At 71.7% G+C, this 13,917-nt stretch carries 13 protein-coding genes; 6 read left to right on the top strand and 7 right to left on the bottom strand.

Annotation, left to right across the window (positions count from 1 at the left end; all coding sequences use genetic code 11):
- Positions 1-140: 140 nt before the first annotated feature.
- Together AWQ68_RS38910 and AWQ68_RS38905 are read right to left on the bottom strand one after the other, a co-directional pair.
- On the bottom strand, positions 141-1,535 hold the full coding sequence (locus AWQ68_RS38910; RefSeq protein ID WP_218007236.1) for a DHA2 family efflux MFS transporter permease subunit: 1,395 nt from the start codon (positions 1,533-1,535) through the stop codon (positions 141-143).
- Complete coding sequence (locus AWQ68_RS38905; protein ID WP_066951334.1) at positions 1,532-2,044, bottom strand: PadR family transcriptional regulator; 513 nt, start codon at positions 2,042-2,044, stop codon at positions 1,532-1,534. Before AWQ68_RS38905 ends, AWQ68_RS38910 begins: the two co-directional genes overlap by 4 nt.
- 201 nt (positions 2,045-2,245) lie before the next feature.
- Between AWQ68_RS38905 and AWQ68_RS38900 the strand changes: the two genes are divergently transcribed.
- Positions 2,246-3,007: an AfsR/SARP family transcriptional regulator gene (locus AWQ68_RS38900; RefSeq protein WP_066951331.1), complete on the top strand. Its 762-nt coding sequence runs from the start codon at positions 2,246-2,248 to the stop codon at positions 3,005-3,007.
- A 195-nt stretch (positions 3,008-3,202) separates the two neighbouring features.
- The gene (locus AWQ68_RS38895) at positions 3,203-4,099 is read left to right on the top strand and encodes a MerR family transcriptional regulator (protein ID WP_066951329.1); all 897 of its coding nucleotides are present in this window, start codon (positions 3,203-3,205) and stop codon (positions 4,097-4,099) included.
- Between the two features lie 7 nt (positions 4,100-4,106).
- On the opposite strand, the gene AWQ68_RS38890 is transcribed toward AWQ68_RS38895, so the two are convergent.
- Both AWQ68_RS38890 and AWQ68_RS38885 read right to left on the bottom strand, forming a co-directional pair.
- Positions 4,107-4,769, bottom strand: coding sequence for a LysE family translocator (locus AWQ68_RS38890; protein WP_066951327.1), 663 nt, complete (start codon positions 4,767-4,769; stop codon positions 4,107-4,109).
- Positions 4,770-4,821: 52 nt separating this feature from the next.
- A complete protein-coding gene (locus tag AWQ68_RS38885) occupies positions 4,822-5,892 on the bottom strand; it encodes a tyrosine-type recombinase/integrase (protein ID WP_066951371.1) in 1,071 nt (356 codons plus the stop codon).
- A gap of 223 nt (positions 5,893-6,115) precedes the next feature.
- Between AWQ68_RS38885 and AWQ68_RS38880 the strand changes: the two genes are divergently transcribed.
- Positions 6,116-7,552, top strand: coding sequence for an MFS transporter (locus AWQ68_RS38880; protein ID WP_066951324.1), 1,437 nt, complete (start codon positions 6,116-6,118; stop codon positions 7,550-7,552).
- A gap of 54 nt (positions 7,553-7,606) precedes the next feature.
- Here the strand turns inward: AWQ68_RS38880 and AWQ68_RS38875 are convergent, their stop codons facing one another.
- Positions 7,607-7,936 (bottom strand): DUF3817 domain-containing protein, encoded by a 330-nt coding sequence (locus AWQ68_RS38875; protein ID WP_066951322.1) that lies wholly within the window; start codon positions 7,934-7,936, stop codon positions 7,607-7,609.
- A 48-nt stretch (positions 7,937-7,984) separates the two neighbouring features.
- Entirely contained in the window at positions 7,985-9,274 is a 1,290-nt protein-coding gene (locus tag AWQ68_RS38870; protein WP_218007235.1) for an alpha/beta hydrolase, read from the bottom strand.
- A 57-nt stretch (positions 9,275-9,331) separates the two neighbouring features.
- On the opposite strand from AWQ68_RS38870, the gene AWQ68_RS38865 reads away from it, so the two are divergent.
- The 3 genes from AWQ68_RS38865 to AWQ68_RS44535 all read left to right on the top strand — a co-directional run bounded on the left by AWQ68_RS38865 (position 9,332) and on the right by AWQ68_RS44535 (position 10,639).
- Entirely contained in the window at positions 9,332-9,895 is a 564-nt protein-coding gene (locus AWQ68_RS38865) for a helix-turn-helix domain-containing protein (protein WP_066951317.1), read from the top strand.
- 169 nt (positions 9,896-10,064) lie between these two features.
- On the top strand, positions 10,065-10,421 hold the full coding sequence (locus AWQ68_RS44540; RefSeq protein ID WP_218007234.1) for a hypothetical protein: 357 nt from the start codon (positions 10,065-10,067) through the stop codon (positions 10,419-10,421).
- On the top strand, positions 10,418-10,639 hold the full coding sequence (locus AWQ68_RS44535; protein WP_218007233.1) for a hypothetical protein: 222 nt from the start codon (positions 10,418-10,420) through the stop codon (positions 10,637-10,639). The genes AWQ68_RS44540 and AWQ68_RS44535 overlap by 4 nt, the downstream gene beginning before the upstream one ends.
- A gap of 1,139 nt (positions 10,640-11,778) precedes the next feature.
- Here AWQ68_RS44535 and AWQ68_RS38855 read toward each other — a convergent pair.
- Positions 11,779-13,830 carry a Tn3 family transposase gene (locus AWQ68_RS38855; RefSeq protein WP_084464891.1) on the bottom strand — a complete coding sequence of 684 codons (2,052 nt, stop codon included), beginning with the start codon at positions 13,828-13,830 and terminating at the stop codon, positions 11,779-11,781.
- Between the last annotated feature and the right edge of the window lie 87 nt (positions 13,831-13,917).

The raw sequence follows: 13,917 nt of genomic DNA, 5'->3' as shown, positions 1-13,917 counted from the left end.
GCGCCGTCAGCGGCACGGGGGCGCCCCCTCGTGTGATCTTCAGAGTCCCGAGGATCCCGACGTGCACGCCGCCCCTTCCCCCGCACGGCAGCCCGGCTAGGAAGTATACGACGCCAAACGATCATGAACGGGTGAGGCGGTCAGGTCACCGATCCCTCGGCCGCGGCCCCGACCCCGGGCAGCCGGGCCGCCGGCAGGGCGGAGACGGCGGCCAGTACGGCCAGCACCACGCCCACCTGGTGGAACGCGCCGACCGGCCCGGCCGTCGCCGTACGCGCGGCCAGCAGCGAGGACAGAACGCCCACGCCGAGCGCGCCGCCGAGCCGCTGGGCGATGGTGAAGACAGTCGTGCCGTCGGCGATCCGGTCCGCGCCGAGCGGCTGGAGCAGGACGCCGAGCAGCGGCGTGACCACGATGCCGATCCCGGCGGCCCTGGCCGTCAGCAGCGCGGACGTCACCCACAGCGGGGTCCGCGCGTCCAGGGCGATCAGCCCGGTCCCGGCCACGGCCAGTACGGTGAAGCCCGCCATGACCAGCCTCCGTGCGCCGACGCGGGCGCTGATGCGCTCGCCGAGCGCGGTGGCCAGGCCCATGACGACGCCCTGCGGCAGGAGGGCGAGGCCGGTGGCGAGTGCGGTGTGTCCCTGCACCTGCTGGGTGAACACCGGGAGCAGGAAGAGGGCGGTGAAGGCGACGACGGACGCGCTCACGCTCAGGAGCAGCGCGAGGGCCGAGCGCCGGTCACGCAGGACGCGCAGGTCCAGCGCGGCGTGCGGGCGACCGGCCGACCAGCGGGCGTAGGCGGCGAGCAGCAGCGCGCCGCCGGCCAGCGGGATGAGGGCGGCCGGGGCGGTCCAGCCGTGCGTGGCGCTGCGGCTGAGGCCGAAGACGGTGAGCGGAAGCCCGGCCGACAGCAGGGCGAGGCCGGCCCAGTCGATCCGCGCGTCCGGCTGCGGCGGTGGGGTCAGCGTGCGGGGCGCCGCGCGGAGGGCGAGCAGGCCGTACAGTCCGGCGGGCACGTTGATGAGGAAGATCCAGCGCCATCCTCCGCCGGCCAGGAGCAGCCCGCCGAGTGAGGGCCCGAGTGCGGGCGCGAGGAAGAGGAGCATTCCGGTGGCGGCGGGGATCCGCCGTCCGGCGGCGCCGCCGCGCTCGCCGAGCAGCATGCTCATCGCCAGCGGCACCAGGGGCGCCGCGGCGAGTCCCTGCGCCGCGCGGGCGGTGATCAGTGTGTACGCGCCGGGCGCGACGGCGCAGGCGGCCGACGCGGCGGTGAAGCCGATCATCGCGGCGGCGTAGACCGGGAGCGTGCCGTACCTGCGGGCCAGGTAGGAGGTGGCGGCGAGCCCGGCCGACAGCGCGAGCAGGTAGCCACTGACGGCCCACTGGACGGTGTCGAGCCCGGTGTGCAGTTCGCGGGCCAGGGCGCTGGCGGCGACGTTGACGACGGAGGAGTCGACCATCGTCAGCAGCGGTCCGGCCATCAGGCCGAACGTGGTCGTGGCGCGGAGCGTGCCGGTGCCCACGGGGGTCACGCCCGCTCGGTGAGCCGCTCGATCCAGGTCCGCTCGCGGCGCACACGGTCGAGGAGCTCGGCGACGACGAGTCCGCCCCAGTCGTGGTGGCGGTCGCTGCCGCTCGCCCGTCCGGCCTGGTGGAGCAGATGGCGCTCCCGCTCGGCCAGCGCGCGGCCGCGGGCGGCGAGGACGGCGCGCCGCTCGTCCGGGCCGATCAGGCTGAACAGGCCGACGCGGGTGAGGAACTCCTCCTCGTTGCCGGCCAGCTCGGGCGGCAGCTCGCCGAGCATGTCGTACAGCAGTTCGCGCCCCAGCTCTGTGATCGTGTAGATGTGCCGCGGCGGCCTGCCCTCCTGTGGTTCGGCGGTCTTGACGACGGCCCCCGACTCCTCGAAGCGGCGCAGCGCCGGATACAGGGAGTTGTTGTGGAGCGTGTAGCCGGTGGTCTCCGCGACCCCGCGCTTGAGCTCGTAGCCGTGGATCGGCCCTTTCAGCAGATGGCTGAGGATCAGAATGTCCACATACATACGTCCACGATGACATAGGTCAAACTGGACGACAATTGCTCAAGGGTGTCGATCCACTCACGTTCGCCCTGGACGTCCAGCGGTCCCGTCGCCTCGCCCGATCGGCGCAAGCTCCGCGCAAGCCGCGCCTGGAAACATGGAACGTCAAACGATCACGAAACGGGTCCGGCCGCGGCGCCGGACGCGCGCAGGAGGTGTCGTTTGCCCGCTACGTCTCCCGACCTCCGGCTCGGGCTGCTCGGCCCGCTCCGGCTGACCCTCGACGGCAGCGTGACCCCGGTGCCCGCGCCCAAGCACCGCGCCGTGCTGGCCGTCCTCGCCGTCAACATGGGTCGCGCCGTCACCGCGGAACGGATCATCGAGGAGCTGTGGCAGGGCGCCGCGCCGGCATTCGCCCGCAAGACGCTGCAGGGATACGTCTGGCGGATCCGCCGCCTCGTCGGCGACCACCTGCTGACCCACGGCGGCGGCTACGAGCTGCGGGCCGGGACCGGGGAGACCGACGCCGCCCGCTTCGAGGGACTGGTCGCCGATGGGCGGGAGGCGCCGCGGGACCGCGACCACGCCCGGGCGCGTGGCAGGCTCGCCTTGGCGCTGCGCCTGTGGCGCGGACCGGCGCTCGCCGACGTGCCCGCCGGCCCCGTGATCTTCGCGTACGCGGAACGGCTGGAGGAGACGCGGTTGCTCGCCCCGGAGGCCGCCGCGGAGCCCGACATCGCGCTCGGGCGGGCGGCCGAGGCGGTTCCCCTCCTACGCGAGCTGACCATCACCCACCCGCTGCGCGAGTCGGCGCACGCGCTGCTCATGCTCTCCCTCTATCGGTGCGGCCGCCAGAGCGAGGCGCTGGCCGTGTACGGCGCCCTGCGCGAGACGCTGGTCCGCGAGCAGGGGTTGCAGCCGGGCCGGGCGGTCGCCGACCTCCACCACAGGATCCTGCAGGCCGACCCCGGCCTCGACGTCTGACCCCACGGTGTGCGCACGCCCGGGGCGTCGGCGGGCCTGGCCCACACCACCAGCGTGCGGCGACTCGCTTCTTCCTGCTCTGGGGCACGTGCTGGACGACGACCCCATCGCGGCTCCGCCGCGTTCGATAGGCGGGTCGGGACGGCCCGAACGTGATGGACCCGCCCGGTGGACTCTCCCGCCGGGGGAGGGGCCATGCTGGGTCGGGTGAACGACGACCTGCTGTCCATCGGGCAGTTCGCCCGGCTCGCCCGGCTGAGCGTCAAGCAGCTCCGCAACTACGCCGATCTCGGGCTGCTCGAACCCGCGTGGGTCGACCCCGACAGCGGCTACCGCTACTACCGGGCCGGGCAGGCACGGGCGGCACTGGCCATCGGGCTGCTGCGCTCACTCGACGTCCCCCTGGCCGTGGTCGCGACCGTGATCGGATCCATGGCGTCCCCGCCGGGCGACGCCGGCGGTCTGGAGGAGCCGGGCGTGGAGGACCGGCGGGCCGCCGCCGCGCTCTCCCGCGTACGGGACGACCTGGAAACCGAGCTGGCCCGCCGCCGCCGCACCCTGCGGACCCTGGAACGCATCCTGGAGGGCGGCCTGCCCTCCGCCGAAGTGAGCGTGGTGCGTGAGCCGCCGCACCGGGTCGCGCTGCTGCGCGACGTCGCCGCCTCGCCCGAGCACATCGGCGCCGTCACCTCGGCCTGCGTCGCCCGGCTGGTCGCGGCCCTGCGGTCCTTCCCCCTCGGCGACCCGGGCTCCGGCGGTGAGCCGGTGCGGCTCATCGGCCTGTTCCCGGTCGACGTCGACGACGCCGTCCCGATCACGGTCGCGGCGGTGCTGCCGGAACGGCACCGCGACGACCCGCCGCCCGGGACGCGGCCCGACATTCTGCCCGGCGGGACCTTCGCCCGCGCCGTCCACGTGGGACCGTACGACCAGATCTCGCTCACCGCGCACGCCCTGCTGGCCTGGTGCGCCGAGCGCGGCCACCCTCCCGCCGGGCCGCTGCGCGAGGTCTACATCGACGACCCGGCGGTCACCCCGCCGGAGCGGCTGGTCACCCATCTGATGATCCCGCTGGCGGACCCGGCGGGGTGAGCGGCGATCAGTCCCGGGACAGGGCCAGGCGCACCCCGAACCCGACCAGCACCGTGCCGGTGACCCGGTCGATGACGCGGTGGAGCCGGGCCCCGGCCAGCAGGCCGCGCGCCAGATGTGTCCCGAAGATCAGCAGTGTGAACCAGGCCATCCCCTCGACGTTGTGCACCAGCGCCAGGAGCAGCCCCATCGGCAGGTGCGGCGCGTCGGCGGGGATGAACTGCGGCAGCATCGCCACGTAGAACACGCCGATCTTGGGGTTGAGCAGGTTCGTCAGCAGCCCGCGCGCCCACGCCCGGCCCGCGCTCGGGAGCGCGCTCGGGCCGGCGGCGGCCTCCGGGGTGACGCCCGAGCCCGCCGCCGGGGTCCCGGCGGGGCGGCGCATCGTCCGCCACACCATGCGCGCGCCGAACCAGACGAGATAGGCGGCCCCGGCCAGCCGCAGAGCCGTGTACGCGGTCTGCGACGCCGTCAGCAGGGCCGACACCCCCACCGCCGCGCCCGCGCCCCACACCAGCACGCCCGTGTTGATCCCCAGGGCGGTCGCGAACGCGTGCCGCTTCCCTCCCGCGATGGCCGCTCTCAGGACCAGAGCGGTGTCCAGGCCGGGGACGATCGTCATCAGACCGGCGACGACGGCGAACGACACGAGTGCCGAAAATGTGCTCATACCGCCCATCCTGGCGAGCGCGAGCGGACGCCGTCCAACCGCACCCCGCCCGTCAGCCCGGGGAGCCGTCCACGCCCCCCTCGGCAGGGTTCTGGCCGTTCCCGCCGCCACGGCGGCCGCGCAGCAGCGGATGCGCCCGCATCGCCACCTCCAGCTCACCGGGAAGCTCGTCGCGATAGCGCCCCAGCGTCGACAGGTCGCTGTGCCCCAGCACCCGCCGCACCGCGTCCATGTCCGTACCGTCGGCCAGCAGATGCGTCGCCGTCGTGTGCCGCAGCCCGTGCGGCGTCACGCCGCGCCGCCGTCCCGGCTCCACCCGCTGCTGCACCCGGTCGATCACCGCCTGGACGTCGCCCCGCGCCAGCCGCCGGCCCCGCCACGACAGCAGCAGCGCCTTCTCCTCGCTCGCCGCCCGCCCCTCGATGTAGGCGTCGAACGTCTCCGCCACATCGGCCGGCAGCGGAACATCCCGCGTCCGGCCGCCCTTGCCGAAGATCCGCCAGTACCGCACGCCGTCGTTGGTGTAGAAATCCTCCACGTTGGCGCGTACCAGCTCCGACACCCGCGGCCCCACCGTCGTCAGCAGCAGCACGATCAGCGCGTCGCGCGCTTCGGTGCGCTGGTCCCTGCGGCGGGCCGGCTCCTCCACCGGGGAACGCGCCGCCCCGATCAGCCCCTCGGCCTGTTCCCGGGTGAGCGCCCGCCGCTCGGCCCGCAGCCCGCCCCGCTCCCGCGCGGTGACCGTCGCCGCCGGCATCGGGTTGAGCTGCACCCACCCCGACAGCGCCGCGTGCTTGAACAACGCCGACACCGAGCGGCGGAACCGCCCCTGCGAGGACGCGCTCTGCGTCCCCGCCCCCTCGCCTGAGGTCTCCGCCGCGCCGCGCCGCCGCTCGTCCGGCTTGCGGGCGAACGCCAGCAGCACGGCGTCCACGTCCTCACCCGTGAGATCGTCCAGCACCCGATCGGGACCCGCCAGCCGCGCGAACGTGGCCACGTCCCGCGCGTACACCTCGGCGGTGGCGGGGGACAGCGCTCCCGTCAGCGTCTTGGCCCGGACCAGCTCCACGTAGCGATCCACGGCCTCCTCCACGGTGAGACGGTTCAACCGAGCCGGAAGCATGATCCACACCGTATCCCGGCCCACCGACAACCGCGCGCCCGTCCGCACGACTACCCGATCGAGGGATGCGCCCGCAGGGCCCGCCCCGCCAGGCTGGAGGCACGCCTCCCGGCGCCCGCCGTACGCCGGGAGGCCACGGCAGGCGACGGACACGGACACGGACACGGACACGGACACGGTCGCGGTCGCAGGCGTGCACGGGCTGAGCGGGGGAGCGGTGCCGATGACAGCCGAGCAGCTCAAGGTCGTGCGCACCGCCATCCCCGCCCGCCTGGACCGGCTGCCCTGGTCACGCTTCCACTGGCGGATCGTCGTCGGCCTGGGCACCGTCTGGGTCCTCGACGGCATCGAGGTGACGATCGTCGGCGCCATCGCCCCCCGCATGACCGAACCCGGCAGCGGCATCCCGCTCACGGCCGCCGACATCGGCACCGCCGCCGCCCTCTACGTCGCCGGAGCCTGCGCCGGCGCCCTCGTCTTCGGCCAGCTCACCGACCGCCACGGCCGCAAGCGCCTCTTCATGATCACCCTGGCGCTGTACGTCGTCGCGACCGTGGCCACCGCCTTCTCCTTCGCCCCGTGGTACCTGTTCCTGTTCCGCTTCTTCACCGGGATGGGCATCGGAGGGGAGTACGCCGCGATCAACTCCGCGATCGACGAGCTCATCCCGGCGCGCAACCGCGGCCAGGTCGACCTCACCATCAACGGCAGCTTCTGGGCCGGCTCCGCGCTCGGCAGCGCCGCCGCGCTGCTGCTGCTGTCCACGTTGTTACCCACCGACATCGGCTGGCGGCTCGCCTTCGGCATCGGCGGCCTCCTCGGCGTCGGCATCATGATCGTCCGCCGGCAGGTGCCCGAGAGCCCCCGCTGGCTGTTCATCCACGGCCGCGAGCGGGAGGCCGAGCGCATCGTCGGCGCCATCGAGACCGAGGTCCGCGCCGAGAGCGGCCGCGAGCTCTCCCCGCCCCACGGCTCCATCACCGTACGGCAGCGCCACGCGATCCCCTTCCGGGACATCGCCGAGGTCGCGATCCGGCGCTACCCCCGGCGGACCGTCCTGGGGCTGGCCCTGTTCATCGGGCAGGCGTTCCTCTACAACGCCGTCACGTTCGACCTCGGCACCATCCTGCACACCTTCTTCGGCGTCACGTCAGGGGCGGTGCCGTACTTCATGGTGGTCTTCGCGCTCGGCAACTTCCTCGGGCCGCTCCTGCTCGGACGGCTCTTCGACACGGTGGGCCGCGTACCGATGATCTCTGGTACGTATCTCGGGTCGGCCGCGCTCTCCGCGGCGCTCGCCGTCCTCTTCATGAACGGCGGGCTGACCGCCTTCTCCTTCGTCGGGCTCGTCGCGCTCACGTTCTTCGTCGCCTCGGCGGGGGCCAGCGCGGCGTACCTCACCGTCAGCGAGATCTTCCCCATGGAGACCAGGGCGCTCGCGATCGCCCTCTTCTACGCCGTCGGCACCGGGATCGGCGGCATCACCGGGCCGCTGGTGTTCGGCGGCTTCATCGCCACCGGCAACACGACCCTGGTCGCCGTGGGCTTCTTCATCGGGGCCGCCGCCATGGCCGTCGGGGGCGTCGTCGAGCTGGCCTTCGGCGTACGGGCCGAGCAGCAGTCGCTCGAACACATCGCCAAGCCGCTGACCGCCGAATGACCGCACCCCGGCGCGGCGGCCCCGAGGTGCGGTCGCGGCGTGGTCGCGGCGTGGTCAGACCGATTCCGCCCGAGCGGCCGCCAGCGGCGCGGCCGGTTCCAGACGCCGGGTCATCCGCCGCTCGAACCACACCGTGGCGAACGGCGGCACCGCGCACACCAGCCCGAGAACCACGGTGCCGAGGCTCCACCGCCCCGAACGTGCGGCGGCCAGCACAGCGAGCACGTAGAGCACGAACAGCGCGCCGTGGATCGACCCGAAGATCCGCACACCGATCTCGTTGCCGACCACGACGTACTTGAAGAACATGCCGACGAGCAGGCCCGCCCAGGAGAACGCTTCGGCGATCGCTACGGCACGGAACAGGCGGAACGCGGAGGGCATGAGGGCATCACCTTTCAACACGCACGACAGGGAGGGGATGCCCCGAGCCTACGGGCACCCGGGGCCGCCCCCGCCGCCGGACCGCCCCCGCGGCGCCAGCCACCCGGCGACGTCGGCGACCACGGCCGCGTCGACGTGCTGCGCCACCTCGTACTCCGCGGGCGTGGACGGACCCGCGCCAGGAAAGAACAGGTGGTCGTCGGCGTCGTAGACGCGGATCGTGACGTCGGGCCGGTGGGCGAGACCCGCCCTCCAGCGTGCGAGGTCGTCCTCGACGGTCACCTGGTAGTCGCGGCCGCCCTGCAGGATCAGCATCGGCCTGTCCAGCGCCGCCGCGGCCGCCACGGGATCGTAGCCACGCAGATCCAGCCAGTACGAGCCCGGCAGACCGAACGGCAACTCCGCCGCGGGCGTGGAAGGCGACAGGTCGGGGCTGTCGACCACCGCCGCCTGCCGGGCGATCAGCTTCGCGACCTCCCCAGCGCCGGGATCCAGCGAGGCGAGGTGGCGGGCCACGCGGACAGCGGCCCGGTGCATCGGCTCAGCGTCACCGGCGAGGATCACCAGACCGGCGACGGACGGCTCAGCGGCCGCGACACGCGGCGCCACCTTGCCACCCATGCTGTGGCCCACGACGAAGACCCGCCCCGGATCCACCGCCGGCTGAGCCCGGAGCAGGCGGACGGCGGCCATCGCGTGCGGAACGTACTCGTCCGACATGGTGAACCCGGGCGCGCCCGCCACCCGCTCGCCGTGGACGTGGGTGACCTTGTCGAACCGCAGCACCGCCACACCGCGGCAGGCCAGCCCCCAGGCCAGATCCTTCAGCGGCTTGTTGGGTCCGCTGGTGCCGTCACGGTCGAACGGCCCCCCGCCCGCGAGCAGCACCACGCCCGGCCGCGGGCCACGTCCGCGCGGCAGGCTCAGCGTCCCCGGTACGGCGAGGGGGCCGGCGCCGAGCGTGACCTCGTGCTCGTCGAACGTCACCTGGTCGGCGTACGGCGGCGGCGTCCAAGCCGGGGCGGCCGGGGGAGCGAGGCGCAGTCCGTGAATCAGGCCGTCCTCGTCGAACGACATGACCATCGTGAGCGCCCCGCGCTCGCAGGTCACGGGGACGCTCACCCGGACCAGCCCCGAGTGGATCGGCTCGCTCACCGGTGTTCCGAGGGCGGAGATCGGTCCGTTCCTGCCCGTCTCCGAGGCCCAGGCGATCCGTACCGTGTCGGCGGACACCTGTGCCCGCAGTGGCGGCGCGAACAGGGCCTCGATGTCCCCGAAGCGTTCGTCGCGCGCAAGTTGGACGACCATCCTCGCGGCCGCCCCGTGGTCGGCTCCCATCACCATCCACCTTTCTCGAATTTTGAGAAAGGTAGCATATGGTGAGACCGTAACCCCGTGGACCCGTTGGAACTACTCGCGCAACCGGTACGGCTGCGCATCGTGCACGCCATGCGAGGAGGGCAGACGCTCACGACCTCCCAGCTCTGCGCCCGCCTCCCCGACGTCTCCAAGGCGACCGTCTACCGGCACGTGGACCTGCTCGCCGCCGGAGGGATCCTCGAGGTCGCCGACGAGCGGCGCGTACGCGGCGCGGTGGAGCGCCGATACCGCCTACGCCAGGACCGAGCGGTGATCGACGCCGAAACGGCCGAGTCGCTGACGCTCGACGATCACCGGCGTGGATTCGCCGCGGCGATGGCCGCCCTGCTCTCCGAGTTCAACGCCTACCTGGACCGGGATCGGGCCGACCCCGCGGCCGACCTCGTCGGTTACCGTCAGCACGCTGTCTGGCTCAGCCAGGACGAGCTGCTGGAGATGATCGGCGAAATGCGCCGCGCCCTCGCTCCCCGGCTGGCGAACCCGCCGGGGCCGGGCCGCGCGCGTTATCTGATCAGCCCGATCCTGTTCCCGACGGAGGAACCGGGGGTTGAGGAACATCGGAACGAAAACTGGCGCTAAGCCTCGATCGGCCCTGGTAGGCGCCTGACGGAGCGTCCGCCGTGGGGCGGGTCGGAAGTCCTTCCACAGATAACGCTCTATTATCTGTGGCATTGCTGATCGCCGCCTGCGGCGACGTCCGCCTAACCGCGCGTGAAGCGGCCCTGTTATCCGTGGCAAGGGAGACGCGGTGCCCGCCGCCGTGCAATTGCCGACTGGGAAGGCGCTGACGGTCCGGTCCGCGGCCGACGCGTTCCTCGACTCGCTCGGCAACCCGAATACCGTCCGCAACTACGCGATCGGGGTCGGCAAGACCGCGATGCGGATCGGCGGCCAGGCGCGGGACGACTTCGTGCTGGAGACCGTCTACTGGGACGCCGGCACCGCCCGCCTGCTTCCGCGGCTGCTGAAGGGCCGCACACGGTGGCCCGGTGTTCCTCACCCATCGCCGACCGGGCCCGGGCAAGGTCATCAGCCCCCGGGACGTGTGTCCAAATACTGGGCTGGCCCGTCTGTCGTACGGGCAGGCCCGCGCGGTGCTGGATGAGCACACCGCGTTGGGCGGCCCCGGGTACGGGCTGGGATCTGCACGAGTTCCGCCACTCCTCCCTCACGCACCTGGGTGAGGCAGGGGCGAGCCTGCTGATGCTGATGGCCAAGTCCCGGCACAAGAAGCCGGAGAACCTCCGCCGGTACTTCAAGCCCTCACGGGAGGCCATCGCCGAGGTCACCAGCTTGCTCGCCCCCGCCGACAGCAGGCGATGAACGGTTTTGGGCGGCCGCCCCGATACACATTTCTTCTTACTGGCAGTGGCGGTCAATTCACGTTGAGGTAAAGTTCACTGCTGGCAAGGTGGCGTCAAATCAGGAAATCAGGATGCCCCGATTTCCTGATTTCGGCAATCTCTCGATTCTTTGTTGACCGCAATGCGACTCTGTGAGATTTGCGATTTCAGCAGTCTCACCAGAGTGAAAGGGAATCCATGCGGCGCCTCCTCGCGAGCTCAGCTGCCCTTCTTTTCGCCGCCGCTCTTCCGGTTGGAACCGGAGCGATCGCATACGCGGAATCGCAGGCGGGGCCGACGGTCGAGCTCATTCCGGCATTCAGCGACGACCTTCCGCTCTCTGGCGCCCAGCACGGCCCCGCAGCAGCCGCTTCGGAGGTGGCGGCCGCTCCGTGGGTGTGCACTGTCTACGCCAGCGACCGAGCAAGTTCGCGAACACCATCGAGTTCGAAGGCTTCCAGTCGTGCACGGGGACGGGGTGGTCTCCTCTGCGAGTCAAGGTGACCCTCCAGCGCTACCTGGGAGCGGGGCTATGGCAGAACAAGAAAGTCGTCGACTCCGGCAACGCCTACATCGATTTCCTCCAGCGCGACGGAATATACGACTGTTCCGGAACCGGAAATGAAGAGTACCGTGTAGTCACGGATGGATACGCGGTGAACGGCGCTTATCACAAGAGCGTCCAGTCTCTCAATTATCTGCGTGTCACCTGCTAATACGATCCGCATGTCCGCCTGCTAACCTGAAATCACAAGGCAGGAAGGACGATGTCGTGAAGGGATGCTTGCGGTCGATTCTCGCGGGGCTACGTCATGATCTCGCCGGATTGAAGAAGCGCAACGGCGGACGGCCCACACAGGGGTATAGCCCAGCCTTTGATCCGTCGCTGCCTCGGGGACATGCTTCCTACGGCCCCGGCCTAGACGGCAAGGACCACCCCGAGCCCTCGGAGGATTGACCGCCACAGCAGCCAAGCGCCATCGCCGGCCGGGAGGACGGCCCCGGTACGGCGACAGGCAACGAACTGTCGCGGCCAGGTGCGGCGGTCGTCCAGCGGCGGGGCACCAAATGGTGCCCCGGCCGCCGCCTACGCCCGGCCAGCGGCGTTACCGCTGATTCCTACTCCACGAGGGCCTGTTCGTCGCTGGCATCCGGATCGCGCAGAGGCCGCAGGCCCCCGGGCAGGTCGGGTAACGAGAAGGAGTAGCGGCCGAGCATGGTGATGTGGTGGCGCACGAACGGCGAGAGCCGGGCCACGTCCTCGTCACGGACGTCGAAACCTTGCCGACGCGGCTCGGTGACGGCGGCGTCCATGTAGCGGGTGTTGAACAGCACCACGGCGTTGAGGACCAGGCCGAGCGCGCCGAGCTGGTCTTCCATGCCTTCGTGGTAGCTCTGATACAGCTGCCCGTTCTTGCCGTGGAAGATCTTCCGCGCGAGGGCGTGGCGGCCTTCTTGGAGGTTGGCCTGGGTCTTGATCTGGCGGCGGTAGTCGGGCTCGTCGGCCAGGCGCAGGATGTGCAGGGTCTTGGAGATGCGGCCGTAGTGGGCGATCGCATCGGCCAGCGGGGTAGGCCGCCCGTCGCGGGACAGCATCCGGATGACGTCGTAGGCGCGCACGGCGCCGGTGTGGATGGAGCCAATGATGCGCAGGATGTCCTCCCAGTGCCGCTCGATCCGGGCCAGGTCGATCCGGCCGCGCGCCGCTGTGTCGAAGGGGCCGTAGTCGGCGGTGGCGTCGATGCGCCACATCTTGGCGTCCGGGAGGTCGGCCAGCTGAGGGGCGTAGGTGTAGCCGGCGAGGGTGAGCAGGCCGAAGACGATGTCGGGGTAGGCGGCGGTGTCGGTGACGATCACCTCGGGGCGGCGGCCGCCGTCGCGGTCGTACAGCACGTCCAGCACATACAGTGAGTCGCGCGGGGTACCGGCCACGACCTTGCCGCCGAGTCCGGCGGCCTGGTCGTTGATGAGGTTGAGCCAGGTGGCGCCGCCGCGGCGGCCGAAGTACTTGGGGTTGGGGCGGGCATAGATCGACGGCACCGGCACCGGCACCACGAACCGCATCCCGTCCACCGAGGCGACCAGGCCGCCGCCCCATGCGCGGGCCAGGCCGATGGCGGCTTGGGCGTCGATGAGGGCGGCGTTGGCCGCCCGGTAGGTGGCCAGCCGCAGATAGGTCTGGTCGACATGGGAGAGCCGGTCGCGGGTGAGCGCGTCCACGGCTCCGATGACCGCGGCGTAGCCGACGTTGCAGCCGTGCGCGACCAGCAGCGCGGCGATGGTGACGTGCAGGTCGGCCAGACGAGCCTCGCCGCCGGTTATCGAGGTGAACGCGCGGTCGGCGCCGGTCCAGGAGAACACCTCCAGCAGCACCTCGGGCAGATCGACCGCGGGCAGCATCGCTCTCACCGCCACCCGCAACCGGACCAGGCTGGCCGGCTCGGCCTCAGGTTCCAGAGCGGCCAGGTGCAGCCGGCCGTCGTCGTCGAACCGGATCTGGGTGTTGGCCGGCAGCCGGGCGGCGACTTCACGGTATGTGCCGTCCAGCAGCGCGGCACGGGCCGCCAAGTGCTCGACCGCCTCGCCAGGCAGCTTCAAGCTGGCCAGCACGGTGGAGCGGGCGGTCTCCCACGCCGCTCCGGCAAGGAGCTTGGCCCGCGGATCACCCCACTTGGAGGAGTTACGGGCGAAAATCTCGCGGCGGCGCAGCATGCGATGGAATGCCTCAAGCACGCAGAACACGTACGCCTTCCAGTCCACATACCCGGCCTCCACGTGCGGAGAGGACAGCACCAGACGCCGCCAGGATCCGGCCAGCAAGTCGGTGTCGATCTCATCCGGGGTGACCTTCTTGCGCCCCAGCAGACCGGGCAGGCTGCGCAGCGCGGCCAGCACCGGCGCGCCCTGAGGAGTGGCGCCGAAGTCCACCACCTGCGTCAGCGTAGAAAGGAACGGCCGCACGGTGGCAAAGCGGGTGACCAACTGGGCCCGCCAGGCTTCTTCGGCGCGCAGGGCGTAGCCCAGCCGGTTGTGCGGCCGTCGCTTGGCCTCCACCAGGGCACGGTCAGCGTCGTCGAGGAAGAAGTAGCGCTCCAGGTCCGCCCGGGAGGGCACCCCTGCGAACGCCCCGTACGCACCAACCTGCTCATCGGAGAGAAACTCAACCGGCATCGGAACCTCCACACAGCCGACAAAGACGACCGCGCAAGATTCCGATCTCGGAAAGGCCAGGTCAAACCGCCCTGGACGCTCCCGAGG

It is taken from the genome of Microtetraspora fusca, from assembly GCF_001570365.1.
Classification (GTDB): Bacteria; Actinomycetota; Actinomycetes; order Streptosporangiales; family Streptosporangiaceae; genus Microtetraspora; species Microtetraspora fusca.
The sequence above is the reverse complement of the archived record's forward strand: the minus strand, read 5'-3'. Positions and strand labels throughout refer to the sequence as shown.

Coding starts and splice junctions, on each gene's coding strand:
- AWQ68_RS38875 (WP_066951322.1), bottom strand. CDS start 7,936: ATGCCCTCCGCGTTCCGCCTGTTCCGTGCCGTAGCGATCGCCGAAGCG.
- AWQ68_RS38890 (WP_066951327.1), bottom strand. CDS start 4,769: ATGAGCACATTTTCGGCACTCGTGTCGTTCGCCGTCGTCGCCGGTCTG.
- AWQ68_RS44535 (WP_218007233.1), top strand. CDS start 10,418: ATGAGCACACCGCGTTGGGCGGCCCCGGGTACGGGCTGGGATCTGCAC.
- AWQ68_RS38885 (WP_066951371.1), bottom strand. CDS start 5,892: ATGCTTCCGGCTCGGTTGAACCGTCTCACCGTGGAGGAGGCCGTGGAT.
- AWQ68_RS38895 (WP_066951329.1), top strand. CDS start 3,203: ATGCTGGGTCGGGTGAACGACGACCTGCTGTCCATCGGGCAGTTCGCC.
- AWQ68_RS38905 (WP_066951334.1), bottom strand. CDS start 2,044: ATGTATGTGGACATTCTGATCCTCAGCCATCTGCTGAAAGGGCCGATC.
- AWQ68_RS38870 (WP_218007235.1), bottom strand. CDS start 9,274: ATGGGAGCCGACCACGGGGCGGCCGCGAGGATGGTCGTCCAACTTGCG.
- AWQ68_RS38855 (WP_084464891.1), bottom strand. CDS start 13,830: ATGCCGGTTGAGTTTCTCTCCGATGAGCAGGTTGGTGCGTACGGGGCG.
- AWQ68_RS38880 (WP_066951324.1), top strand. CDS start 6,116: ATGACAGCCGAGCAGCTCAAGGTCGTGCGCACCGCCATCCCCGCCCGC.